The sequence below is a fragment of the Bradyrhizobium sp. USDA 336 genome, from assembly GCF_044908355.1.
GTDB lineage: Bacteria > Pseudomonadota > Alphaproteobacteria > Rhizobiales > Xanthobacteraceae > Bradyrhizobium > Bradyrhizobium yuanmingense.
On sequence record NZ_JBIYDC010000002.1, the window covers coordinates 1515573 to 1537394 of the forward strand.

Below are 21822 nucleotides of genomic sequence, written 5' to 3' on the forward strand. Positions count from 1 at the left end.
TGGCGGGTGCAAGATAGCGCTTTTGCAATCCGGATGTTCCTGTCATGTTCCGTTGCGGATGCGAGTAGCGGCAGGACGTCATGGCACGAAAAGGCAATCGAACGATCAACCTGCCAGCGCCGTATCTGAAGCGGATATGGCTCGACCCGTCGCAGGTTCGCGACCGCGAGGCCTATCCGTTTTGCTTGCCCATCTTCCCGGATGATTTCGAGCTTAGCTTCGACAGCCCCATCACGATCATCGTCGGAGAAAACGGCACCGGGAAGTCGACCATCCTCGAAGGCATCGCAGCGCTCGCCGGCTATGACGATGCCGGCGGCGGCAAGGGCTACAGGCCGGTCGATCATTCCGAAGCGCGCGAGGAGATGGGCGGCCAACTCTCCAAGGCGCTGCGCGCAAGCTGGCTGCCGAAGATTACGAACGGTTGGTTCTTTCGTGCGGAGAGCTTTTTCTCGGTCGCGCGATATCTGGACAAGGCTGCGCGCGACGCCGGCCAGGTCGGCCCCGATTTCCTGTCGCACTCCCATGGCGAAGGCTTCCTGCGTTTCTTCGAGGAGCGTTGCCAGCGCCAGGGCATCTTCATCTTCGACGAGCCGGAATCGGCGTTGTCGCCAGCGCGCCAGATCGAATTCCTCAAGCTGCTGCGGCGCATGGAAGAGTCCCGCATCTGCCAGGTCATCATGGCAACGCATTCGCCGATGCTCATGGCCTATCCCAACGCGCGGCTGCTGCGGCTCGGCAAATACGGCCTGGAGCTTGTCACGGTGGAGCAGACCGACCATTACCGGCTGATGCGCGAGTTTTGTGCCGATCCGCGCGGGTTCGTGGAGGCGACGCTGGGGGAGTGAATGTCGTAGTCGACGGTCGTTCTCTCCGCCGTCATTGCGAGGAGCTCTTGCGACGAAGCAATCCAGCGGCCAACCTTCGTGTCCCGGACAAGCTGCAACGCGTGAGCGTTGCGGCGCAGAGCCGGGACCCAGCAACTCCCAATACCGCGGATACGTGGGCCCGGCTCTGCAGCGCATCACTTCGTGCTGCGCAGCGTCCGGGGCACGAGACCGTCGTCGATTGGCTGGCATAGGCTCGCATCCTCGCGGCAGAGTCCGCCCGAGCTTTGCTGCATTCACCACCCTCGAAAATGCCGAGGGCGCAGGGAAGGCCGGGTGCCGGCTGGCACCCGCGGTCCACTGTGCGAAGCGTGTGCTTGAAAAAGCTGCACAGCGGCATACAGGTGAAGCCAAACATCCGGCCTTCCCTGCGCAGTGGGTTGACGGCTTATGTCGTGCTCTCCCCGGGGAGCGATGCACTATTGCCCCCCGTCGCCTTGCGGATGACTGACGGTGCGGGGCCCGGTCGGCCCGCAACGTCACCGCAAGCCTTGGCGCACAGACCCCGGGGCGCCAGGACCACACGATTTTGCCGTACGCAGACTGCGCCCGTCGTGTGCGCGCCTCGCCTGCTCACGGAGTGATCCGCCCTGCAAACCGCTTGCGCGCGACGCTGCCTGCGTCCACCACCTCCCATCCCGCGTTCGTGACGATCGCGATGCGCCCCTCGGCCCGGGTTGGGGTGGTCGCAACATGCGATAATTCCGAATTCGAGTAAAGCGAATTATTTCGGCTTGGCATGGTTGACCCCGGTCTGGTGTTTTGCTCGTCCGCCAACCCAATCAATGGTGTGCATTGGCTTTGCCACCGCCGTGCCACGAACGGGTCTCCCCATGGCCCAAAAATGCGCTAGCATGACCTCAGCGCGCGTCCCAAGTCGCGCAGATTGAGAAACGAGGAAACGAGATGAGGATGAGAAGCGGACCGGCGATCGCCGGGGTGGCGGCGCTGGCGGTGGCGGGGATGGCTCTGATGACGGCCTTCGAGCCGGTCCGGGCCCATGGACCGACGCGGCAGAAGGTGCGGGAATCCATCGAGATCAACGCGGCTCCGGCCAAGGTGTGGGCGGTGATCGGCAATTTTCAGGACATGAGCTGGCTTCAGCCGGTCACCAAGACCGAAGGCGAGAAGGGCAACGAGATCGGCGCCACACGCAAGCTGACCCTGACGGGCGGCGGAACGGTCGAGGAGGAGCTCTACAAATACGAGCCCGACATGCAGAGCTATTCGTACCGGATCACCAAGGTCGACGTGAAGGTGCTGCCTGTGACCAATTATTCCTCGACCCTGACGGTCTCGCCCGCGCCCGACGGCAAGGCCAAGCTGGAATGGGCCGGCGCATTCTATCGCGGCTATCCCAACAACGACCCGCCGCCGGAGCTGAGCGACGAGGCCGCGATCAAGGCGGTGAGCGGGCTCTACAAGTCCGGGCTCGAGGCGCTCAAGAAGAAGATCGAGAGCGGTAGCTGATCGTGCGGGCGCGGGTTCTGGCGGCGCTCGCCGCCAGCCTTTGTCATGCGAGCCTCGGCAGCGCAGCTGCCGACGAGGCGTTCGTCACCAACCAGCTCAGCGACGATCTGATGGTCGTGGACCTCGCGGCATCGCGCGGCGTTGCGACCATCCCGATCGGCGGCAAGCCGGCGGGCGTCGCCGTCAGCGCCGACGGGCGCTTTGCCTATGTCACGAGCCCGGATGCCAAGGCGGTGACGGTGGTCGACGCTGCCACGCGGCAGGTCGCCGGCCGCGTCGAGGTCGGTGGCGGGCCGCTCGGCATTGCCGTGGCGCCCGATGGCAAGACAGTCTATGTCGCCGATTGGTACGCGGCCGCGGTGCGGGTGATCGATACGGCCTCGCGCAGCGTTGTCGCCAGCATCGCGGTCGGCGCCTCGCCGTCGGGTCTTGCGGTGACGCCCGACGGCAAGCTACTGCTCTCGGCGGACCGCGACGACGACAGCGTCTCGGTGGTGGACACGGCGACGCGCCAACGCAAGGCCCTGATCAAGGTCGGCACCCGTCCATTCGGCGTCACCATCGATGTCGAGGGCAAGCGCGCCTACACCGCCAATGTCGGCTCCGACGACGTCTCCGTGATCGATATCGCGAAGGCCCGCGAGATCGGCCGCGTGCCGGCGGGGATGCGCCCCTATGCGGTGGCGCTGACGCAAGGCCGGGGCTTCGTCAGCGACCAATATGGCGGCACCGTCAGCGTGTTCGACCTGGCGAGCCTCAAGCCGGTCAAGCGCATCCATGTCGGCGACTATCCCGAAGGCATTGCGGCAACTGCCGACGGCAAGCGCGTCATCGTCGCCTGCTGGGAGAGCAACACGCTAAGCATCATCGACGCGGCCGAGCTCAAGGTGATCGGCGAGATCAAGACCGGCGACGGCCCACGTGCGTTCGGCGCATTCTTGCGCAGGACGGAGTAGGGGGGTGTGTAGGGTGGGTTAGCCTTGCGGCTGCGCGGAGCGCAGTCGGAAGGCGTAACCCACCTCTTTGGTTTCAGGGGAGACAGAAGTGGTGGGTTACGCCGCGAATGCGCGGCTAACCCACCCTACGAGTCCGAGCTAGCGTCGATGCAATCTCATCCATCCTCTCGAACACATGATCCGGCCCGAACGCCCGCAACGCCGCCGGCGCCGCATAGCCCCAGCACACCGCCCCGCAGGCAATTCCAACGGCCCGTGCTGCCTCGATGTCGCGGACCTCGTCGCCGATCGAAATGACCTTGTCGAGCTCAACGCCCGCGCGCCGGATGACCCGGCGGTATTTCGCGGCCTTGCCGAACAGCGAGGCAGAGCAGTCGAACTGCTCGAACAACGCTGCAGCCTCGCCAAGCTTCTCGCGCGCATTGGCCTCGCTGTCGGACGTCACCAGCGCCAGCTGCACGCCGTTCTCGGCCAGCGTCCGCAGCATCGCCTCGACGCCGGCAAACAGCGGAATCTCAGCTGCAGCCTCCGCCTTCAGCCGCCGCGCATGCCGCGCGATCGCCGGCAGCTTCCACAAGGGCACCTCGAGCCGGGCGAGGATCTCGCGGCTCGATGCGTGCCTCAGCTCTTCAATCTCCCCATCCGCGACGCGACGAAAATTGAAGCGATCAGCGACATCGTTGATGGTGCGCAGGAACCAGGGAAAGCTGTCGGCGAGCGTGCCGTCGAGATCGAAGATGGCGAGGGCGTAGGGCATGAGGAGACGGAAGCACCGGGGGCTGGCACGTCGTGTCCAGCCGGCGACGCGCTGACAGATGTGATTGGAAATGCTATATTGAGATCCAGAGGTGACAGATGTCGGAGCTACTGGCAAGGATTACGGTCGATCCGCAGCGTATGCATGGACGCCCCTGTATTCGCGATCTGCGCATTACGGTCGCCGACATTCTGGGATTGCTGTCCGCGGGACAGTCGCGCGAGAGTATTCTCGAGGATTATCCATATTTGGAAGAGGCCGACATCGACGCGGTGCTCGCCTACGCCGCCCGTCAGGTCGACCACCCGATCATAGCGGCCAAATAGCTTGCCATACTTGATCGATGCTCAGCTTCCTTCGGCACTCGCGGAAGCCATGCGTCGCGCCGGATACGACGCGGTCATGTGGCCGAGTTCGGGATGGCAAATGCGATCGACGGGGTGATCTGGAACGAAGCCATTTCTCGATCGGCTGTTCTCGTCACCAAGGATCGCGACTTTTCGCTTCTTCGCGTTGCAAAGGGTCAGGGACCGATCGTGCTATGGGTGCGCGTGGGCAACATCGATAATCGCGCGCTGATCCGCCAGTTTCTAGCCGCCATGCCTCAAATTGCCGAAGCCGTCGCACGGGGCGAGGCGGTGATTGAATTCGTCGGAAGCTAGCGAGACCGCAGCCCGCGGACGTCAACGTTGATGTCGAGATCGATGTTGCTGACGCAAGTCTGGGTTGTTCGATGCGAGCCGCCTTCATGCCAGCGGCCATCCCGCGCCCGGGCACCACTGACATTGGCCAGCTTTAGGCACCGCCATTGCGGCAGCCGTCCGCTGCTTTCGCCTGCAAACTACCAGGCCAGCACGGCTTCCTCGCCGGACTTGTTGGTGCCGATGATATGCGGACAGAGCTCGCGACGGCGGCCCTCGTAGACGCAAGTCACCTGTTGCTCGGCAAGGATCGCGTTCCGAAATAGCGTATGGGTTCGACTGGCCATTGCTCCCTCCAGATCGATCATCTGGCCTTGCCAACCACTTGAGTGTAGTGATGCGGGACTGGAAGGGTAACCATGCCGATCAATGACACCCAGCTCAGCAAGTTTCTGAGCCTCATCCTGCGCCACCAGCCGGAAACGATCGGGTTGGTGCTGGATTCGCACGGGTGGGCCAGCATCGACGACCTGATCGCCAAGGGAAATGCCGCCGGCACAAAGTTTGGCCGCGACGATCTGCTGCGTGTCGTCGCAGAGAGCGACAAGAAGCGTTTCTCGCTATCCCCTGAAACTGATCGCATTCGCGCCGCGCAAGGACATTCCTTCTCGGTTGAACTTGGCTTGGCGCCGCAGGAGCCGCCGTCGATCCTGTATCATGGCACGGCGACACGGTTTGTCGAGGCGATCCTGTCCGAGGGCCTGAAGCCGCAGGCGCGCCAGCAGGTGCACCTGTCCTCCGACGAGGCAACGGCGCAGCGTGTCGGTCAGCGCCACGGCAAGCCGCACATCTTCAAGGTCGATGCCGGCAGCATGCATGCCAAGGGATTCAATTTTTTTCGCGCAGAGAACGGTGTGTGGCTGACCGACCATGTGCCGCCGGAGTTCTTGGCCTAGCTTACGTCCTGGATTTCCAAACAGTCTCCTCGGTCCAGCCTAGTTCGGCGAATTCGGCGGCTCGCAGCGGCGCTTCGCCTTCCGCGAAGAATTCGTCGAGCTGCGGGGGCGCGACATCCGTTTCGCACAGCATGGCATGCGCCTGTCCGCGATGATGAATTTGATGTTGGAAGAGATGCATGAGCAGTCGGTCGCAGCGTTCGGTCTGCACGGTCGTGTCGCGGTTGATCCGGACGAAGGCGTCGAGCCGTTTAGTTGTCAGCGCATCGCAGATCGCAATCAGGCGGTTGTCCATTGCGGCTTGGGCAGCTTTGAGCTCGGCTAACGAGGGGTACGGCACCTCGTTCTTCCAGGCTGCCGGTCCGAGCCAGCCCCCTTCAAGCGCATCGATGTAGAAGAAGTCGATGATGTAGATGTGGTTCAGCGTACGCTGCAGGCTTGGAAAGAAGCCGGTGCGGTGGGCTTCGAATTCAGACTGGGATAGCGCAGCGCAGGCGGCGAGCAGGCGATGGTTCGCCCAAGCGTTGTTGTGGGCGAAGGCGCGGTAGGTTTGGACGAGTCCAGCGGACATGTCGGCTCTTTCCCGATCGAATAGTGGCGGATTACGCTCCGCTAATCCGCGCTACAGCCCTGTGGCTTCGATGCAGCGCAATCTACTCCGCCGCCTCGCTCGCGGTTCGCCTCCGCTTCGGCTTCCGCGCCTTCTCCAGCACGGGAGCCAGGAACTTCCCCGTATAGCTCCGCGGCGCCTTGGCGATGTCCTCCGGCGGGCCCCACGCGACGATCTCGCCGCCGCCGTCGCCGCCTTCGGGCCCCAAGTCGATGACCCAGTCGGCGGTCTTGATGACTTCGAGATTGTGTTCGATGACGACGACCGTGTTGCCCTGCGCGACCAGCTCGTGCAGCACCTCCAGGAGCTTCTTGACGTCGTGGAAGTGCAGGCCGGTGGTGGGCTCGTCCAGGATGTAGAGCGTGCGGCCGGTGGCGCGCTTTGACAATTCCTTGGCGAGCTTGACGCGCTGGGCTTCGCCGCCCGAGAGCGTCGTCGCCTGCTGGCCGACATGGATGTAGTCGAGGCCGACGCGATGCAGGGTCTGGAAGGTCTCGCGCACGCGCGGCACCGCCTTGAAGAACTCAGCGGCTTCCTCGACAGTCATGTCGAGCACGTCGGCGATGCTCTTGCCCTTGAACAGCACCTCCAGCGTCTCGCGGTTGTAGCGCTTGCCCTTGCAGACGTCGCAGGTGACGTAGACGTCGGGCAAAAAGTGCATCTCGATCTTGATGACGCCGTCGCCCTGGCAGGCCTCGCAGCGGCCGCCCTTGACGTTGAAGGAGAAGCGGCCGGGCTCGTAGCCGCGCGCCTTCGCTTCAGGCAGGCCGGCGAACCATTCGCGGATCGGCGTGAAGGCGCCGGTATAGGTCGCCGGATTCGAGCGCGGGGTGCGGCCGATCGGCGACTGGTCGATGTCGATGATCTTGTCGATGTGCTCGAGGCCCTCGATGCGGTCGTGCGGGGCGGCGCCCTCGCTGGCATTGTTCAGCTTGCGGGCGATGGCGCGGTAGAGGGTGTCGATCAGCAGCGTCGACTTGCCGCCGCCGGAGACGCCGGTGACGCAGGTGAACAGGCCGAGCGGAATCTCCGCCGTGACGTTCTTGAGGTTATTGCCTCGCGCGTTCACCACCTTGATGGTACGGCGATGGTTCGGCGGACGCCGCTCCGGCACCTCGACCTCGAGCTCGCCGGTGAGGTACTTGCCGGTCAGCGATTTCGGGTTGCGCATGATCTCGGCGGGCGTGCCTTCGGCGACGATGTTGCCGCCATGCATGCCGGCGCCGGGACCGATGTCGAGCACGTAGTCCGCAAGGCGGATGGCGTCCTCGTCATGCTCGACCACGACCACGGTGTTGCCGAGGTCGCGCAGCCGCTTCAGCGTATCGAGCAGGCGGGCGTTGTCGCGCTGGTGCAGGCCGATCGAAGGCTCGTCCAGCACGTAGAGCACGCCCGTGAGCCCCGAGCCGATCTGCGAGGCGAGGCGGATGCGCTGGCTCTCGCCGCCGGACAGCGTGCCGGAGGAGCGGGACAGCGTGAGATAGTTGAGGCCGACGTCGAGCAGGAAGGTGAGGCGCTCGCGGATCTCCTTCAGGATGCGGCCCGCGATCTCGTTCTGCTGCGCGTTCAGCGCCTCTGGCACGGTCTCGAACCACGCGCCGGCGCCCTTCACGGACAGCTCCGAGATTTCGCCGATATGCTTGCCGCCGACCTTGACGCAGAGCGCCTCGGGCTTGAGCCGAAAGCCCTTGCAGCCCTCGCAGGGGACGTCGTGGAAATATTTCGCCAGCTCCTCGCGGGCCCACTCGCTCTCGGTCTCGCGGTAGCGGCGGTTGATGTTGGTGATGACGCCCTCGAACGGCTTCTTGGTGTCGTAGGAGCGCACCCCGTCCTCGTAGGAGAACTTGATCTCGTCCTCGCCCGAGCCGTAGAGGAGCGCGTTTTGCGTCTTCTTCGGCAGATCCTTCCACTTGGTGTCGAGCGTGAACTTGTAGTGCTTGCCGAGCGCGGTCAGCGTCTGCACGTAATAGGGCGACGACGACTTGGCCCAGGGCGCGATCGCGCCCTTGCGCAGCGTCAGATCCTTCTCGGGGATGACGAGGTCCTCGTCGACATGCTGCTCGACGCCAAGGCCGCCGCAGGCGGGGCAGGCGCCATAGGGATTGTTGAAGGAGAACAGGCGCGGCTCGATCTCGGGGATGGTGAAGCCGGAGACCGGACAGGCGAACTTTTCCGAGAACAGGATGCGCTCGGGCCCGCTCTTGTCGTGGATTTTCGCGGTCTTCTTCTTTTCCTCCGCAGGCGCAGAAGCCGCGGGCGCATCGGCGAACTCGACGACGGCAAGGCCTTCGGCGAGCTTCAGCGCGGTCTCAAAGCTCTCGGCGAGGCGCTGGCCGATATCGGCGCGCACCACGATGCGATCGACCACCACGTCGATGTCGTGCGGGAATTTCTTGTCGAGGCTGGGGGCTTCCGCTAGTTCGTGGAAGGTGCCGTCGATCTTGACGCGCTGAAAGCCCTTCTTGAGCCATTCGGCGAGCTCCTTCCTGTACTCGCCCTTGCGGCCGCGCACGACGGGGGCGAGCAGATAGAGGCGGGTGCCCTCGGGCAGCGCCAGCACGCGGTCGACCATCTGCGAGACGGTCTGGCTCTCGATCGGCAGGCCCGTGGCCGGCGAATAGGGCACGCCGACGCGGGCCCAGAGCAGGCGCATGTAGTCGTAGATCTCGGTGACGGTGCCGACGGTGGAGCGCGGGTTCTTCGACGTCGTCTTCTGCTCGATCGAGATCGCCGGCGACAGGCCGTCGATCTGGTCGACGTCGGGCTTCTGCATCATCTCCAGGAATTGGCGAGCATAGGCCGACAGCGATTCGACGTAGCGGCGCTGGCCCTCGGCATAGATCGTGTCGAAGGCGAGCGAGGATTTGCCGGAGCCGGATAGCCCGGTGAACACCACCAGCTTGTCGCGGGGAATCTCGACGTCGATATTCTTGAGGTTGTGCTCGCGCGCGCCGCGGATCGTAATTGCGCGCAGGCTCGAGCCCGCGTTCTGTTGTTGGCGCTTCGCCTTGATCACTTCATCCATCCGAGTTGCCCTCAAGGAAGCCCAAAGGTGCGCGATCGCGCCAACAAAAAAGGCGCGCTGCGCCCGGAACCGGGATCGGCGCCGATGGGTATGGCAGCGAACGTAGGAAGAACGGCGGCGGATTTCCAGTGGGACTTGCGAATCGTCAACGGATTGTTGGCGTGCTGGCGGGATCTGGCAGCAGGAACGCGCGGAACCGCTCCCGGAGCAACCCGGCAAAAAGAAAGGCCGGCGCGAGGCCGGCCTTTCGTGACGATGTGACGTCGGTCTTGATCAGTACTTCGCGACGACCGGGCCACCGAAGGTGTAGTTGAGGCGAACGGTAGCCATGTCCACGTCCTGCTTGATGCTGTCGGTGCGAGTGGTCACGCCGAGGAAGGTGAAGGTCTCGTTGTGCCTGCCCATGAACAGGTGGTTGTATTCGACAGCGACCGACCAGTTCGGGGCGAAGCCGAATTCTATGCCGGTGCCGACCGTACCGCCCCAGCGCGTTTCGTTCGCGGTGTCGAGCGTAACGCCGCCAAAACTGCCAGTGTACTTGTTGTGAGTGACGGCAGCGCCGCCCTTCACGTACCAAAGCACGTTGTTCCAGGCATAACCGACCTGGCCAGTGAAGAGGCCGATGGCGTCGATCCTGGTCTCGTTCACCAGCGGCGCGAGCGCGGCAGGCGAGCTGATGTTCGAACCCTTCAGGTCAGCCCAGTCGCCCTGGGCTTCGAGACCGAACACCCAGTTGGCGGACTGCCAGCGATAACCGATCTGGCCGCCGACGAGTGCGCCGGTCGCATTGTGACAACCTTCGGCCACCGCCGGAGCGACCACGACGGGGCCGACACTGGTGAGATCCCAACAGTTGCGGCTCCAGCCACCGCCGGCGTTGGCGCCGAGGTAGAAACCGCTCCAGTTGTACACCGCGATCGGCGCCACCGGAGCCTTGGTGTAGGGGCGGGCCGCCAAATCGGCCGCCGAGGCCGGTGACAACGCGCTGAGTGCGAACAAGCTGGCCGAAGCCATCAAAAGCTTCTTCATATCCATTCCCCACTTCCATTTCTCATTCCGGTCTTCCGGAGAGCGGAAGAGCAGCGGACCTTATGACTCAAGCAACGTCATTGCTTTTACACCATTTAAGCCAAAGGTTGTGTCACCCAGCGGCCACACCCCTTCGAAAACGCGAGCGAACGGGCGGCCGCAACAAACAAAAAGGCCGGCGCGAGGCCGGCCTTTCGTGACGATGATGCGTCAGAGACGAAGCTCAGTACTTGGCGACGACCGGGCCGCCGAAGTGGTAGTTCACGCCGACCTGCACGGTGTGGAGGTCGAGAGTGCCGGTGTTGACCGGGAAGACGCCCGAGAAGTAGGTCTCGCCGCCCAGGCTGCGATAGAGGTACTCGCCCTTGACCGACCAGTTCGGAGCAAACATCGCCTCGACGCCCGCGCCGACCGTCCAGCCCGAATGGAACTGGCTCTCCGAGAGGCTCAGAACAGGGGGCGCGCTGACGCTGATCTTGTTGTTGATCCAGGCGTAACCACCCGTGGCGTACAGCAGGACGCTCGGGGAAGCGAGCCAGCCGATGCGACCACGCACGGTGCCGAGCGCGTCGATACGCGAACTGACCGTCGTGGGAACGAGGGCGCCACCAAAATCAACAAGACCGGTCGCTGAGGCGTTTACGTCAGCCCACGCGCCATCAGCTTCGATGCCGAACACGACGTTGGAGGTCTGCCAGTTGTAGCCAACGGTGCCGCCGACGAAACCGCCCTGCATGCGCGGATCATCGGAGCTGTTTTCCCAGGCGCCGCCGCCGACGATACCGAGATAGAAGCCGGTCCAGTTGTAGACCGAGGCCACAGGCGCGGGCGCCTTGGTGTAGGGGCGGGCTGCCAGATCAGCAGCCGAAGCGGGGGCCGCGAGAGCGAACAAACAGGCCGAAGCCAACAAAACCTTTTTCATTTTCAACTTAATCCCAGTCCCAGTTTCTGTTGTTGCCTTCCCTCACGGAAGGGCAGCGGACTCAACGGCCCAACTGGCGCCGTCTTTACACCACCAAAGCCGCAAGTTGTGTCTCCGAAAAGCCACAACAGCCGAAAAGGTGATGGTTGCTGACTTATTGACGTCCAGCCGTCGTGCGCAAAAAAGAAGGGCCGGCGCTGGGGCCGGCCCTTCCATCGCTCACGAAATCAGAGGGAATCAGTACCTCGCGACCAGCGGGCCGCCGAAGCGATAATTCAGCCGGACCAAACCCATGTCGACGTCCTGATATATGCGATCGGATCCGAAGAAGGCACCGCCTGGCGTCGTGAAGTCCCGGGTCTGGTGGCCCAGGAAGAGGTGGTTGTACTCGAATCCGAGCGTCCAGTTCGGTGCGAATCCGAACTCGACGCCCGCGCCGACGGTGCCGCCCCAGCGGGTGTGATCGGCCGAGGCGAGCAGGGTGCCCGCACCGGGCGTGCCTGGCGCCGCGTAGACGTCGAACTCGTCGCTGACGACGGCGGCGCCGCCCTTGACGTAGACCAGGATATTGTTCCAGGCATAGCCGACCTGGCCGGTGATCAGGCCGAAGGCATCGATCTGAGACCGGTTGCGGCTGCCGGTGACGAGCGCGGAGCCCGGGAAGACGAGGCTGACATTGTCGCCGGAGAAGTCGGCCCAGTTGCCCTGGCCTTCGACGCCGAACACCCAATTAGCGGACTGCCAGCGGTAGCCGACCTGGCCACCGACCGTGCCTCCGGTCGCGTTGTGACATCCTTCACCGACGAGGGTGCCGGCGGCGCCGGTGACGAGGCCCGTGGTGTCGACGAAATCCCAGCACTTACGGCTCGTGCCGCCGCCGCCGTTGATACCGATGTAGAAGCCGCTCCAGTCGTAAACGGTAGCGACAGGGGCCGGAGCCTTTGTGTAGGGACGCGCAGCAAGATCCGCTGCACTTGCCGGCCCCGACAGCCCCAACGCCATTGCACCGATTGCACCAAACAGAACCTTGTTCATTACAGTCTCCCCAGTTTCGTCCGCTTCTTGAAACTCCCCGAAGCGGCTGATCAGGCGCGACGCCCATATGAATCAATTCCAACGCGAATGTAGCCTAAGAATGGGGCAGAGTCCGTCTCCGGAATGCCACACTCGCCACTCAAGTGAATGGAACAAATTAATGAATGTTAAGCGGTTTTTCTCGTTCAGGGGAACCCAAGAAGGTTCCATCGGAGCGCTGCTCATTATTTTGGCAATGGGCCAGAATGGCTGTCCTATTGCGATGAAGAACAAATCTGGAACAAAACGGAAGGGGATGCTATATATGGGGATAACCCCGGGGGTGGCAGGCTGATCGGTGCCCGCAAGCGTATAGGGTCGCCCTAGCGGGCGCAGAGGAACGCGGGCAGCGGATTCGCCCTTTTGAAATTCAGTGGCATTCGGAGTGGAGAGCGGCGATGGCGGGAAGCGTCAACAAGGTCATTCTGGTTGGAAATCTCGGCAAGGATCCCGAAATCCGCCGCACCCAGGACGGGCGGCCGATCGCGAATTTGAGCATCGCGACCTCGGAGACCTGGCGCGACAAGAACACGGGCGAGCGCAAGGAGAAGACCGAGTGGCATCGGGTCGTGATCTTCTCTGAGCCGCTTTGCAAGATCGTCGAACAATATCTGAAGAAGGGCGCGAAAGTTTACATCGAGGGCGCGCTGCAGACCCGCAAGTACACCGACCAGAGCGGCGTCGAGAAGTACTCGACCGAGGTCGTGCTGCAGGGCTTCAACTCGACGCTGACGATGCTCGACGGCCGCGGTGGCGGCGGCGGAGGCGGCAGCTTCGGCGACGAGCCGGGCGGCGACTTCGGCTCCTCCGGACCCGTCAGCAGCGCGCCGCGCCGTCCCGTTGCCGCCGGCGGCGGCCGCAACAGCGACATGGACGACGATATCCCGTTCTGAGGTCAAATAGCGGGCGCTCGTCCTTTGCATCGGTGTGCTCGCGTGCCGCGCTTGGATTTCTCGTCAATCAACGGGCAAAGCTTGATTTTCTAAGCTTGCCTCATGTTGTGCGTCAGACGGCGAGCCGCTGCCGATCGGGGACTGCTGCATGAGTCTTGGACCGCTTCTTGCTGCTGCTCCGGCGATCCCGCTGCATGCCTTTGCCGCGATGGCTGCATTCGTCCTCGGAATTGTTCAGCTCATCGCCCCCAAGGGCACCCTTCCGCACCGGGCTCTGGGCTGGGTCTGGGTGGTGCTGATGCTCGTCGTGGCGCTCACCTCGTTCTGGATTCACGAAATCCGTCTGGTCGGTCAATGGAGCCCGATCCATCTGCTCTCGATCTTCGCGTTGGCGATGCTCGTATTGGGCGTGACGGCTGCAAGAGCTCACAATGTTCGCCGCCACAAGATCACGATGGCCTCGATCTTCTTCGGCGCACTCGTCATTGCCGGGCTGTTCACCCTCATGCCCGGCCGGCTCATGCATACAGTGGTTTTCGGGCCTTGAGCCGTGGCCGAAATCCACTCTCCGGCGCAGGGGTTGCCGACGTCCGAGGGCTGTCCGGAAATGACCTCTCGTCACCCCGGTAAGTGCATGAAAAAACGAAGGGAAAAAGCGCTTCCGGCGGCCCTGTCAGGGTGGTTATCCAACCCTCGATGCGCTATATGATTCCCAGATAAAACCTCACCGGATTTCCCCTTGGCTGACGACGATAACAAGCCCGGCGACCAGCCGGCGCAACCCTCGGACATTCGCCCCGTCTCCATCCTCGACGAGATGAAGAAGTCCTACCTCGATTACGCCATGAGCGTGATCGTATCGCGCGCGCTGCCCGATGCGCGCGATGGCCTGAAGCCGGTGCATCGGCGCATCCTGTTCTCGATGAACGAGCAGGGCTTCACGCCCGACAAGAAGCACAAGAAGTCCGCCGGTATCGTCGGTGACGTCATGGGTAAATACCACCCTCATGGCGACCAGGCGATCTATGACGCGCTGGTGCGCATGGCGCAGGACTTCTCGATGCGCGAGTTGCTGGTGGACGGGCAGGGCAATTTCGGCTCGGTCGATGGCGATCCGGCGGCGGCCATGCGCTACACCGAGTCCCGCCTGACCAAGATCGCGCTGAAGCTGCTCGAGGACATCGACAGCGACACCGTCGACTTCCAGGACAATTACGACGGTTCCGAGAAGGAGCCGGTGGTCCTGCCAGCGCGGTTCCCGAACCTGCTGGTCAACGGCGCCGGCGGCATTGCCGTCGGCATGGCGACCAACATCCCGCCGCACAATCTCGGCGAGGTGATCGACGCCTGTATTGCGCTGATCGACAATCCCTCGCTGACCATCGACGAGCTCATCAACATCATTCCCGGCCCGGATTTCCCGACCGGCGGCATCATCCTCGGACGCCAGGGCATCCGCAGCGCCTACCATCTCGGCCGCGGCTCCATCGTCATGCGCGGCAAGGTCACGTTCGAGACCATTCGCAAGGATCGAGAGGCGATTGTCATCACCGAGATTCCTTATCAGGTGAACAAGGCGACGATGGTCGAGCGCATCGCCGAGCTCTACAAGGAAAAGAAGATCGAGGGCATCTCCGACCTGCGCGACGAGTCCGACCGCGAAGGCTATCGCGTCGTCGTCGAGCTCAAGCGCGACGCCGTGCCCGACGTGGTACTGAACCAGCTCTACAAGTTCACCCCGCTGCAGACGAGCTTCGGCGTCAACGCAGTTGCGCTCGATTCCGGGCGTCCGCAGACGATGAACTTGAAGGATATGTTGACGATCTTCGTCGGCTTCCGCGAGCAGGTCGTCACCCGGCGCACCAAGTACAAGCTGCGCAAGGCGCGTGAGCGCGCCCATGAGCAGGTCGGCCTCGCCATCGCGGTCGCCAACATCGACGAGATCATCAAGGTGATCCGCACCTCGCCGACACCAGCGGCGGCCCGTGATACCCTGATGACGCGCGATTGGCCCGCGCGCGACGTCGAGGACATCATCACGCTGATCGATGACCCGCGTCACCGGATCAACGAGGACGGCACGATCCGCCTGTCGCTGGAGCAGGCGAGGGCGATCCTCGAATTGCGTCTCGCACGTCTCACCGCGCTCGGCCGCGACGAGATTGGCGGCGAGCTGTCGAAGCTCGCCGGGGAGATCGGCGACTATCTCGCGATCCTGCGCTCACGCGCGCGCATCCTGGACATCATCAAGACCGAGCTTGCCGAGGTGAAGGCCGAGTTCGCAACGCCCCGCCGCACCGTGATCATGGAGCAGGAGGGCGAGGTCGAGGACGAGGACCTGATCCAGCGCGAGGACATGGTCGTCACGGTCTCGCACGCCGGCTACGTCAAGCGCGTGCCGCTGTCGGCCTACCGGGCGCAGCGCCGCGGCGGCAAGGGCCGCTCCGGCATGCAGACCCGCGACGAGGATTTTGTCAGCCGGCTCTTTGTCGCCTCGACCCATACTCCGGTGCTGTTCTTCTCCTCGCGCGGCCAGGTCTACAAGGAAAAGGTCTGGCGGCTGCCGATGGCCGCGCCGAACGCGCGCGGCAAGGCCATGATCAACATCCTGCCGCTGGAGCAGGGCGAGCGCATCACCACCATCATGCCGCTGCCGGAGGATGAATCGACCTGGGGCCAGCTCGACGTGATGTTCGCGACCACGGGCGGCAACGTCCGGCGCAACAAGCTGTCCGACTTCGTCGACGTCCGCCGCTCCGGCATCATCGCGATGAAGCTCGACGACAACGAGGCGATCGTCGACGTGCAGATCTGCACCGAGCGCGACGACGTGCTGCTGACCGCTGCCGGCGGCCAGTGCATCCGCTTCCCCGTCACCGACGTGCGCGTGTTCACCGGGCGCACCTCGATGGGCGTGCGTGGCATCGCGCTCGGCGAAGGCGACAAGGTGATTTCGCTGGCGATCCTGCGCCACGTCGACACCACCTCGGACGAGCGCTCGGCCTATTTGAAGATGCGCCGCGCGGTCGCGGGCGAAGCCGCCGCGGAAGAGGCACCGGCCGATGCCGAGGCCGAGGAGACCTCGGGCAGCTTCCAGCTCCCGCAGGAGCGCTATGTCGAAATGTCGGCGCAGGAGCAGGTCGTGCTGACCGTCTCCGTCAACGGCTACGGCAAGCGGACCTCGTCCTACGAGTACCGCACCACCGGCCGCGGCGGCAAGGGCATCGTCGCCATGAGCGTCAACAACCGCAACGGCAATCTCGTCGCCTCGTTCCCCGTGGAGGAGGCGGATCAAATCATGCTGGTCACCGACAAGGGTCAGCTGATCCGCTGCCCGGTCGAAGGCATCCGCATCGCCGGCCGCTCGACGCAAGGCGTGATCGTGTTCGACACCGCCGAGGACGAGCACGTGGTGTCAGTCGAGCACATCACGGAAGAGGCCGAGAACGGCAACGGAGCCAACGGGGAGTAACGTTCAGCCAGGCAGCCCGAATTGCGCTGCGCTCGATCCGGGCTGTGAACCGCCTAGCTGACGCGAAATCGTCAAGCCCGATTACGGCGTGCGGTTGGCGGTCACGAGGCGTGCCTCGCGGACATTGGCCTTGGTGCCGGCGCTACGCAGGCAGGAGGCTTCGAAGTTCGGCCAGGCCTGCTGCGAGCAGTCACGGCCGATGCTGCGGATGTCGAGCCGGTCGCTCTTGGCCAGCGGCTGCGGCACGCTGGCTTCAACCTTCGGGGCAAAGCCGGGCAGTAGGGTGAGGGCCGCGGCAACACACGCAGACAGAACGATCGCTGAAATGGTCTTGATCATGACAGTCCCCTGTGATGCGGCCGCCTACGCCCAGTACGCGCCCGTCGTTCGTTGGCCCGGATTAGTAACCATGGCCAGTTTCCGGACGTCTTCGCCGATGTGGGAAATGGTTTCGTTCCCGCTCCGTTTTGTTTCGTGGTCGCCCCGAGGGCGAAACAAACCGGCTGCCGCTGACCCCCGACGGGACATTTTCGGAGGGGCTGGACCGGAAACGGGCAAGGAACCTGCCCGGCTTGCCGGCCCGGGCCGGGCGCGGTAGGACGGGGCCATGCCGCGCATCGCCTTCTACCCAGGTTCCTTCGACCCCATCACCAACGGCCATCTGGACGTGGTCCGGCACAGCGTTTCCTTGTGCGACAGGCTCGTGGTCGCGATCGGGGTGCATCCCGGCAAGAAACCGCTGTTCTCGACCGAGGAGCGCCTCAAGATGCTCGAGGACGTCTGCGGTCCGATCGCGGCGCAAGCCGGCTGCGTGCTGGAGGCGACGACGTTCGACGATCTGTCGGTCACCGCAGCGCGCAAGCACGGCGCGACCATCATGATTCGGGGCCTGCGCGACGGCACTGACCTCGACTACGAGATGCAGCTCGCCGGCATGAACGAGGCCATGGCTCCCGAGGTGCATACGGTCTTCCTGCCGGCCTCTCCCATGGTCCGCCCGATCACCGCCACTTTGGTGCGCCAGATCGCCGGCATGGGCGGGGACGTCTCGGCCTTCGTCCCGCCGCAGGTCGCGGCACAGCTCAAGGCCAAATTCGCCTGAAAACGGCGCGCTTCCTCTTCTCTCTGATCCGGAGTTGTCATGATCCGAATTCTCGCAGTTCTTGCCGCGCTTCTGTTCGCGGTACCGGCGGTGGCGCAGCAATTGCCGGCAAATCTCGACAAGGCCAACGCCATCGTCATCGACAGCACCAAGGGCCGCATCGTCATCAAGCTCAGGACCGACATCGCGCCCCAGCATGCCGAGCGCATCAAGCAGCTCGCGCGCGAGGGCTTCTACAACAACGTGCCGTTCCACCGCGTCATGGACGGCTTCATGGCGCAGACCGGCGACGGCGAGAAATTCAACGGCACCGGCGGCTCGAAATACCCGAACCTGAAGCAGGAATTCTCCAAGGTGCATTTTGCCCGCGGCATCGTCGGCATGGCCCGACGCGGCGACAGCGTCGACAGCGCCAACTCGCAGTTCTTCATCATGTTCGCCGACGGCGGCAGCCTCGACGGCCAGTACACCGTGATCGGCGAGGTGGTGCAGGGCATGGACGTCGTCGACAAGCTCAAGAAGGCGCCCCCCGGCTCGCCCGGCGGCTCCGTCACCGATCCCGACAAGATGGTGAAGGTGCAGGTCGCCTCCGACATCAAATAGGCGGGGGCCATGGCGTGGCGCGGGGGCAGGCTCCTGCTGGTTGCCGTGGTGCTGCTGCTCGCCACCTCCCGTGCGGCCGTGGAGGCCGCCCAGGTCGACACGATCCAGGACATCTTCCGGCACCTGCGCACCTGCTGGAGACCGCCGTCGCCGGCGAGGGCCCGCCCACTCGACATCACCGTCCTCGTGAGCTTTAACCGGGCCGGAAACATTCTGGGCCATCCGAGGATTACCTATGAATCCGCGGAGGCCTCCGACAATGACCGGCTGCAATACCGGATCGCGGTGATGGAGGCGTTGCAACGCTGCACGCCGGTGCCATTTACCGATGCAATGGCCGGCGCCGCCGCGGGACGTCCATTCGCGATCCAGTTCCGCAGCCGCAAGACGTCACCCGAGAAGACTTCACCCCCAACGCAAGAGAGACGAGCATGAGCGTCACCGAAAACACCCTGATCCTCGAGACCACGCAGGGCCCCGTCACCATCGAAATGCGCCCCGACCTCGCGCCCGGCCATGTCGCGCGCATCAAGGAGCTGGTCCGTGAGGGCTTCTACGACGGCATCGTGTTTCACCGCGTGATCGAGGGCTTCATGGCGCAGACCGGCTGCCCGCACGGCACCGGCACCGGCGGCTCCGGCAAGAAGCTGAAGGCCGAGTTCAACAAGGAGCCGCATGTGCGCGGCACCGCCTCGATGGCCCGCGCCGCCAATCCCGATTCCGGCGACAGCCAGTTCTTCATCTGCTTCGACGACGCCCGCTTCCTCGACAACCAGTACACGGTGTGGGGCAAGGTCACCGAGGGCATGGAGAACGTCGACAAGATCAAGCGCGGCGAGCCGGTGCAAAACCCCGACAAGATCGTCAAGGCGCGGATGGCCGCGGACAAGGAATAGTCACTCGATCCTCATCCTGAGGAGCGCGGAACGCGCGTCTCGAAGGATGAAGGCCCCACTGCTGCAACCCGGCCTTCATGGTTCGAGACGGCGCTAAGCGCCTCCTCACCATGAGGTCTGGCTGTGTCGCGCCAAGCCTGCTCATGCGCACCGATCTCTTCGATTTCGATCTGCCGCCCGAGCGCATCGCTTTGCGTCCGGCGAGCCCGCGCGATTCCGCGAGGATGCTAGTCGTCGAGAATGGCGCGCTGCGCGACCAGATCATTTCCGACCTGCCGCAATGGCTGAGGCCGGGCGACCAACTCGTCGTCAACGACACCAAGGTGATTGCGGCGCAATTGAAGGGTCGCCGCATCGGCCGCGACACCGAGCCGAAGATCGAGGCGACACTGATCAAGCGTCTCGACGGCTCGCGCTGGCAGGCGCTGGTGAAGCCGGCCAAGAAGCTCGCCCCCGGCGACCGCATCCGCTTTGGCAACGAAGGCAAGGTCTGCCTGCTCGGTCATCTCGACGCCGAGGTCGAGGCCAAGGGCACCGAGGGCGAGGTGACGCTGGCGTTCTCGTTCCACGGCCCGGCGCTGGACCAGGCCATCGCCGATCTCGGCAGCCCGCCGCTGCCGCCCTACATCGCCTCCAAGCGCACGCCAGACGATCAGGACCTCGCTGATTACCAGACCATGTTCGCGGCGAGTGAAGGCGCAGTTGCAGCGCCAACCGCGGGACTGCATTTCACGCCGGCGCTGGAACAGTCGTTGCGCGACCGCGGCGTTGCCCTCAACCGCGTGACGCTGCATGTCGGGGCAGGGACGTTCCTGCCGGTCAAGGTCGACGACACCGACGGCCACAAGATGCACGCCGAGTGGGGCACGATCTCGGCCGAAACGGCGGAGCGGCTCAACGTTGCGCGGAAGAACGGCGGCCGCATCGTTGCGGTCGGCACGACGTCGTTGCGGCTGCTCGAAAGCGCCGCGAGCGAGGACGGCACGATCCAGCCATTCGCAGCCGAGACGTCGATCTTCATCACGCCCGGCTACCGCTTCCGCGCGGTCGACGCGCTGATAACCAATTTCCACCTGCCGAAGTCGACGCTGTTCATGCTGGTGTCGGCCTTCTCGGGGCTCGCGACGATGAAGCAGGCCTATGCGCACGCGATCGCGCAGGGCTATCGCTTCTATTCGTATGGCGATGCGTGTTTGCTGTTTCGGGCCGAGCGGTAGGGTGGGTTAGCCGCAAGGCGTAACCCACCACTGCTCGTCTCCGCGGAAGCGAAGAGGTGGATTACGCCTTCGGCCAATCCACCCTACGCAACCTTCGTTACGCCATCACCCGCTGCGGCAGGAGTTCCGCGATCTGCACCGCATTCAGCGCCGCGCCCTTGAGCAGCTGATCGGCCGCCACGAACATCGAGATCGAGTGCCCGGTGGGGTCGCTGAGATCCTTGCGGATGCGGCCGACCAGGACGTCGTCCTGGCCCGAGGCGTCGATCGGCATCGGGAAGTAGTTCTTGGCGCGGTCGTCGACCACCTTCACGCCGGGCGCCTGCGCCATGATGGCACGGACCTGGTCCTCGCTGATCGGCTTCTCGCATTCGAAGGTGATGGCTTCGCAATGGGCGCGCAGCACCGGCACACGCACGCAGGTGACGCCGACGGCGATGCTGTCGTCCTCGAAGATCTTGCGGGTCTCCTTGATGACCTTGGTCTCTTCGTCGTTGTAGCCGGTCTCGGGGTCGATGGCGGTGTTGTGGTTGAACAGATTGAAGGCGTAGGGGTGCGGCATCACCTTGGGCGTATAGACCTGCCCGTTGAGGTTGGCGCGGGTGGATTCGACGAGCTCCTCCATCGCGGCGGCGCCGGCGCCGCTGGCCGCCTGATAGGTCGAGATGATCACGCGCTTGATGCGGTTGTGCTGGTGGATCGGCCACAGCGGCACCAGGGCGGTGATCGCGGCGCAGTTCGGGTTGGCAATGATGCCCTTGTGGTCGCGGATGCGGCTCGCGTTGATCTCGGGGATCACCAGCGGCACGTTCGGATCCATGCGGAAGGCCGAGGAATTGTCGACCACGATGGCGCCGGCCTTCACCGCGATCGGCGCATACTTCCTTGAGATGCTGCCGCCGGCGGAGAACAGGGCGATGTCGACGCCGTCGAAGGAGCGCTCGGTCAACTCCTCGATGGCCACGCTCTGCCCGCGGAACGACACCGTCTTGCCGGCCGAGCGGGCGCTCGCCAGTGCCTTGAGCTTGCCGACGCGAAAGCCGCGCTTGTCCATGGTGGCGATGAATTCGGCGCCCACCGCGCCGGTGACGCCGACAATCGCGACGACGGGATCGTTACTCACTTTGTCCTCCGTTGCATTGAGAATTTAGACAACAAAAAAGCCCCGGACCATCGAGGGCGGGGCTTGCCGTAGAGCTGATGCGTTTAAGTCGACGACCTACGCGCGCACGCCTCCCCGGGCCCCTTCGGCCGTGGTGGTTTTGGTCGTGCGTTTGGTGGTCGTGAACATGGCGGCGACTTATGCGGGAGA

Annotated in this window: 23 protein-coding genes; 14 read left to right on the top strand and 9 right to left on the bottom strand. The window is 64.1% G+C overall.

Features of this window, described 5'->3' with window-relative positions; genetic code table 11:
• The first annotated feature begins 80 nt into the window (after positions 1-80).
• The 3 genes from ABIA45_RS08050 to ABIA45_RS08060 all read left to right on the top strand — a co-directional run bounded on the left by ABIA45_RS08050 (position 81) and on the right by ABIA45_RS08060 (position 3313).
• Positions 81-848 carry an AAA family ATPase gene (locus ABIA45_RS08050; RefSeq protein WP_275499638.1) on the top strand — a complete coding sequence of 256 codons (768 nt, stop codon included), beginning with the start codon at positions 81-83 and terminating at the stop codon, positions 846-848.
• 945 nt (positions 849-1793) lie between these two features.
• Entirely contained in the window at positions 1794-2357 is a 564-nt protein-coding gene (locus ABIA45_RS08055; protein ID WP_157286070.1) for an SRPBCC family protein, read from the top strand.
• 2 nt (positions 2358-2359) lie between these two features.
• Positions 2360-3313, top strand: coding sequence for a cytochrome D1 domain-containing protein (locus tag ABIA45_RS08060; RefSeq protein ID WP_404651636.1), 954 nt, complete (start codon positions 2360-2362; stop codon positions 3311-3313).
• 115 nt (positions 3314-3428) lie between these two features.
• Here ABIA45_RS08060 and ABIA45_RS08065 read toward each other — a convergent pair whose 3' ends face one another.
• Positions 3429-4070, bottom strand: a complete 642-nt coding sequence (locus ABIA45_RS08065; protein WP_404651638.1) for an HAD-IA family hydrolase — start codon at positions 4068-4070, stop codon at positions 3429-3431.
• Positions 4071-4168: 98 nt separating this feature from the next.
• On the opposite strand from ABIA45_RS08065, the gene ABIA45_RS08070 reads away from it, so the two are divergent.
• The gene (locus ABIA45_RS08070) at positions 4169-4396 is read left to right on the top strand and encodes a DUF433 domain-containing protein (RefSeq protein WP_100230657.1); all 228 of its coding nucleotides are present in this window, start codon (positions 4169-4171) and stop codon (positions 4394-4396) included.
• Between the two features lie 78 nt (positions 4397-4474).
• Positions 4475-4732 carry a DUF5615 family PIN-like protein gene (locus tag ABIA45_RS08075; RefSeq protein ID WP_404651641.1) on the top strand — a complete coding sequence of 86 codons (258 nt, stop codon included), beginning with the start codon at positions 4475-4477 and terminating at the stop codon, positions 4730-4732.
• 179 nt (positions 4733-4911) lie between these two features.
• Here ABIA45_RS08075 and ABIA45_RS08080 read toward each other — a convergent pair whose 3' ends face one another.
• Complete coding sequence (locus ABIA45_RS08080) at positions 4912-5058, bottom strand: hypothetical protein (RefSeq protein WP_404651643.1); 147 nt, start codon at positions 5056-5058, stop codon at positions 4912-4914.
• Positions 5059-5130: 72 nt separating this feature from the next.
• Here ABIA45_RS08080 and ABIA45_RS08085 point away from each other — a divergent pair, with 72 nt between their 5' ends.
• Positions 5131-5667, top strand: a complete 537-nt coding sequence (locus tag ABIA45_RS08085) for an RNA 2'-phosphotransferase (protein WP_404651645.1) — start codon at positions 5131-5133, stop codon at positions 5665-5667.
• Between the two features lies 1 nt (position 5668).
• Here the strand turns inward: ABIA45_RS08085 and ABIA45_RS08090 are convergent, their stop codons facing one another.
• The 5 genes from ABIA45_RS08090 to ABIA45_RS08110 all read right to left on the bottom strand — a co-directional run bounded on the left by ABIA45_RS08090 (position 5669) and on the right by ABIA45_RS08110 (position 12288).
• Complete coding sequence (locus ABIA45_RS08090) at positions 5669-6238, bottom strand: DinB family protein (protein WP_275499632.1); 570 nt, start codon at positions 6236-6238, stop codon at positions 5669-5671.
• A gap of 82 nt (positions 6239-6320) precedes the next feature.
• The gene (gene uvrA / locus ABIA45_RS08095) at positions 6321-9302 is read right to left on the bottom strand and encodes an excinuclease ABC subunit UvrA (RefSeq protein ID WP_275509954.1); all 2982 of its coding nucleotides are present in this window, start codon (positions 9300-9302) and stop codon (positions 6321-6323) included.
• A gap of 273 nt (positions 9303-9575) precedes the next feature.
• Positions 9576-10331 carry an outer membrane protein gene (locus ABIA45_RS08100; protein ID WP_404655625.1) on the bottom strand — a complete coding sequence of 252 codons (756 nt, stop codon included), beginning with the start codon at positions 10329-10331 and terminating at the stop codon, positions 9576-9578.
• A 223-nt stretch (positions 10332-10554) separates the two neighbouring features.
• Positions 10555-11253 carry an outer membrane protein gene (locus ABIA45_RS08105; protein ID WP_157286061.1) on the bottom strand — a complete coding sequence of 233 codons (699 nt, stop codon included), beginning with the start codon at positions 11251-11253 and terminating at the stop codon, positions 10555-10557.
• A 237-nt stretch (positions 11254-11490) separates the two neighbouring features.
• Entirely contained in the window at positions 11491-12288 is a 798-nt protein-coding gene (locus tag ABIA45_RS08110) for an outer membrane protein (protein WP_271537907.1), read from the bottom strand.
• A gap of 437 nt (positions 12289-12725) precedes the next feature.
• Here ABIA45_RS08110 and ABIA45_RS08115 point away from each other — a divergent pair, with 437 nt between their 5' ends.
• The 3 genes from ABIA45_RS08115 to gyrA all read left to right on the top strand — a co-directional run bounded on the left by ABIA45_RS08115 (position 12726) and on the right by gyrA (position 16692).
• The gene (locus ABIA45_RS08115) at positions 12726-13220 is read left to right on the top strand and encodes a single-stranded DNA-binding protein (protein WP_025036423.1); all 495 of its coding nucleotides are present in this window, start codon (positions 12726-12728) and stop codon (positions 13218-13220) included.
• Positions 13221-13368: 148 nt separating this feature from the next.
• Positions 13369-13767: a DUF2306 domain-containing protein gene (locus ABIA45_RS08120; RefSeq protein WP_404540979.1), complete on the top strand. Its 399-nt coding sequence runs from the start codon at positions 13369-13371 to the stop codon at positions 13765-13767.
• Positions 13768-13959: 192 nt separating this feature from the next.
• The gene (gene gyrA, locus ABIA45_RS08125) at positions 13960-16692 is read left to right on the top strand and encodes a DNA gyrase subunit A (protein ID WP_036044192.1); all 2733 of its coding nucleotides are present in this window, start codon (positions 13960-13962) and stop codon (positions 16690-16692) included.
• A gap of 81 nt (positions 16693-16773) precedes the next feature.
• On the opposite strand, the gene ABIA45_RS08130 is transcribed toward gyrA, so the two are convergent.
• Positions 16774-17031, bottom strand: a complete 258-nt coding sequence (locus ABIA45_RS08130) for a hypothetical protein (RefSeq protein ID WP_404651650.1) — start codon at positions 17029-17031, stop codon at positions 16774-16776.
• A gap of 268 nt (positions 17032-17299) precedes the next feature.
• Between ABIA45_RS08130 and coaD the strand changes: the two genes are divergently transcribed.
• The 5 genes from coaD to queA all read left to right on the top strand — a co-directional run bounded on the left by coaD (position 17300) and on the right by queA (position 20510).
• Complete coding sequence (gene coaD, locus ABIA45_RS08135; protein ID WP_036028155.1) at positions 17300-17794, top strand: pantetheine-phosphate adenylyltransferase; 495 nt, start codon at positions 17300-17302, stop codon at positions 17792-17794.
• 39 nt (positions 17795-17833) lie between these two features.
• On the top strand, positions 17834-18397 hold the full coding sequence (locus ABIA45_RS08140) for a peptidylprolyl isomerase (RefSeq protein ID WP_212373138.1): 564 nt from the start codon (positions 17834-17836) through the stop codon (positions 18395-18397).
• 9 nt (positions 18398-18406) lie between these two features.
• Entirely contained in the window at positions 18407-18832 is a 426-nt protein-coding gene (locus ABIA45_RS08145; protein WP_157286054.1) for a hypothetical protein, read from the top strand.
• Positions 18829-19293, top strand: a complete 465-nt coding sequence (locus ABIA45_RS08150; protein ID WP_018642141.1) for a peptidylprolyl isomerase — start codon at positions 18829-18831, stop codon at positions 19291-19293. Before ABIA45_RS08145 ends, ABIA45_RS08150 begins: the two co-directional genes overlap by 4 nt.
• A gap of 143 nt (positions 19294-19436) precedes the next feature.
• A complete protein-coding gene (gene queA / locus ABIA45_RS08155) occupies positions 19437-20510 on the top strand; it encodes a tRNA preQ1(34) S-adenosylmethionine ribosyltransferase-isomerase QueA (protein WP_404651653.1) in 1074 nt (357 codons plus the stop codon).
• 97 nt (positions 20511-20607) lie between these two features.
• On the opposite strand, the gene ABIA45_RS08160 is transcribed toward queA, so the two are convergent.
• Positions 20608-21633 carry an aspartate-semialdehyde dehydrogenase gene (locus tag ABIA45_RS08160; protein ID WP_404651654.1) on the bottom strand — a complete coding sequence of 342 codons (1026 nt, stop codon included), beginning with the start codon at positions 21631-21633 and terminating at the stop codon, positions 20608-20610.
• Positions 21634-21822: the final 189 nt, after the last annotated feature.

What these genes read in the sequence shown, in the direction of transcription:
- ABIA45_RS08110 (WP_271537907.1), bottom strand. Translation starts at nt 12,288, where the DNA reads ATGAACAAGGTTCTGTTTGGTGCAATCGGTGCAATGGCGTTGGGGCTG.
- ABIA45_RS08055 (WP_157286070.1), top strand. Translation starts at nt 1,794, where the DNA reads ATGAGGATGAGAAGCGGACCGGCGATCGCCGGGGTGGCGGCGCTGGCG.
- ABIA45_RS08140 (WP_212373138.1), top strand. Translation starts at nt 17,834, where the DNA reads ATGATCCGAATTCTCGCAGTTCTTGCCGCGCTTCTGTTCGCGGTACCG.
- coaD (WP_036028155.1), top strand. Translation starts at nt 17,300, where the DNA reads ATGCCGCGCATCGCCTTCTACCCAGGTTCCTTCGACCCCATCACCAAC.
- ABIA45_RS08145 (WP_157286054.1), top strand. Translation starts at nt 18,407, where the DNA reads ATGGCGTGGCGCGGGGGCAGGCTCCTGCTGGTTGCCGTGGTGCTGCTG.
- ABIA45_RS08085 (WP_404651645.1), top strand. Translation starts at nt 5,131, where the DNA reads ATGCCGATCAATGACACCCAGCTCAGCAAGTTTCTGAGCCTCATCCTG.
- ABIA45_RS08120 (WP_404540979.1), top strand. Translation starts at nt 13,369, where the DNA reads ATGAGTCTTGGACCGCTTCTTGCTGCTGCTCCGGCGATCCCGCTGCAT.
- uvrA (WP_275509954.1), bottom strand. Translation starts at nt 9,302, where the DNA reads ATGGATGAAGTGATCAAGGCGAAGCGCCAACAACAGAACGCGGGCTCG.
- ABIA45_RS08065 (WP_404651638.1), bottom strand. Translation starts at nt 4,070, where the DNA reads ATGCCCTACGCCCTCGCCATCTTCGATCTCGACGGCACGCTCGCCGAC.
- ABIA45_RS08080 (WP_404651643.1), bottom strand. Translation starts at nt 5,058, where the DNA reads ATGGCCAGTCGAACCCATACGCTATTTCGGAACGCGATCCTTGCCGAG.
- ABIA45_RS08105 (WP_157286061.1), bottom strand. Translation starts at nt 11,253, where the DNA reads ATGAAAAAGGTTTTGTTGGCTTCGGCCTGTTTGTTCGCTCTCGCGGCC.
- ABIA45_RS08050 (WP_275499638.1), top strand. Translation starts at nt 81, where the DNA reads ATGGCACGAAAAGGCAATCGAACGATCAACCTGCCAGCGCCGTATCTG.
- ABIA45_RS08070 (WP_100230657.1), top strand. Translation starts at nt 4,169, where the DNA reads ATGTCGGAGCTACTGGCAAGGATTACGGTCGATCCGCAGCGTATGCAT.
- ABIA45_RS08100 (WP_404655625.1), bottom strand. Translation starts at nt 10,331, where the DNA reads ATGAAGAAGCTTTTGATGGCTTCGGCCAGCTTGTTCGCACTCAGCGCG.
- ABIA45_RS08130 (WP_404651650.1), bottom strand. Translation starts at nt 17,031, where the DNA reads ATGATCAAGACCATTTCAGCGATCGTTCTGTCTGCGTGTGTTGCCGCG.
- ABIA45_RS08090 (WP_275499632.1), bottom strand. Translation starts at nt 6,238, where the DNA reads ATGTCCGCTGGACTCGTCCAAACCTACCGCGCCTTCGCCCACAACAAC.
- queA (WP_404651653.1), top strand. Translation starts at nt 19,437, where the DNA reads ATGCGCACCGATCTCTTCGATTTCGATCTGCCGCCCGAGCGCATCGCT.
- ABIA45_RS08115 (WP_025036423.1), top strand. Translation starts at nt 12,726, where the DNA reads ATGGCGGGAAGCGTCAACAAGGTCATTCTGGTTGGAAATCTCGGCAAG.
- ABIA45_RS08150 (WP_018642141.1), top strand. Translation starts at nt 18,829, where the DNA reads ATGAGCGTCACCGAAAACACCCTGATCCTCGAGACCACGCAGGGCCCC.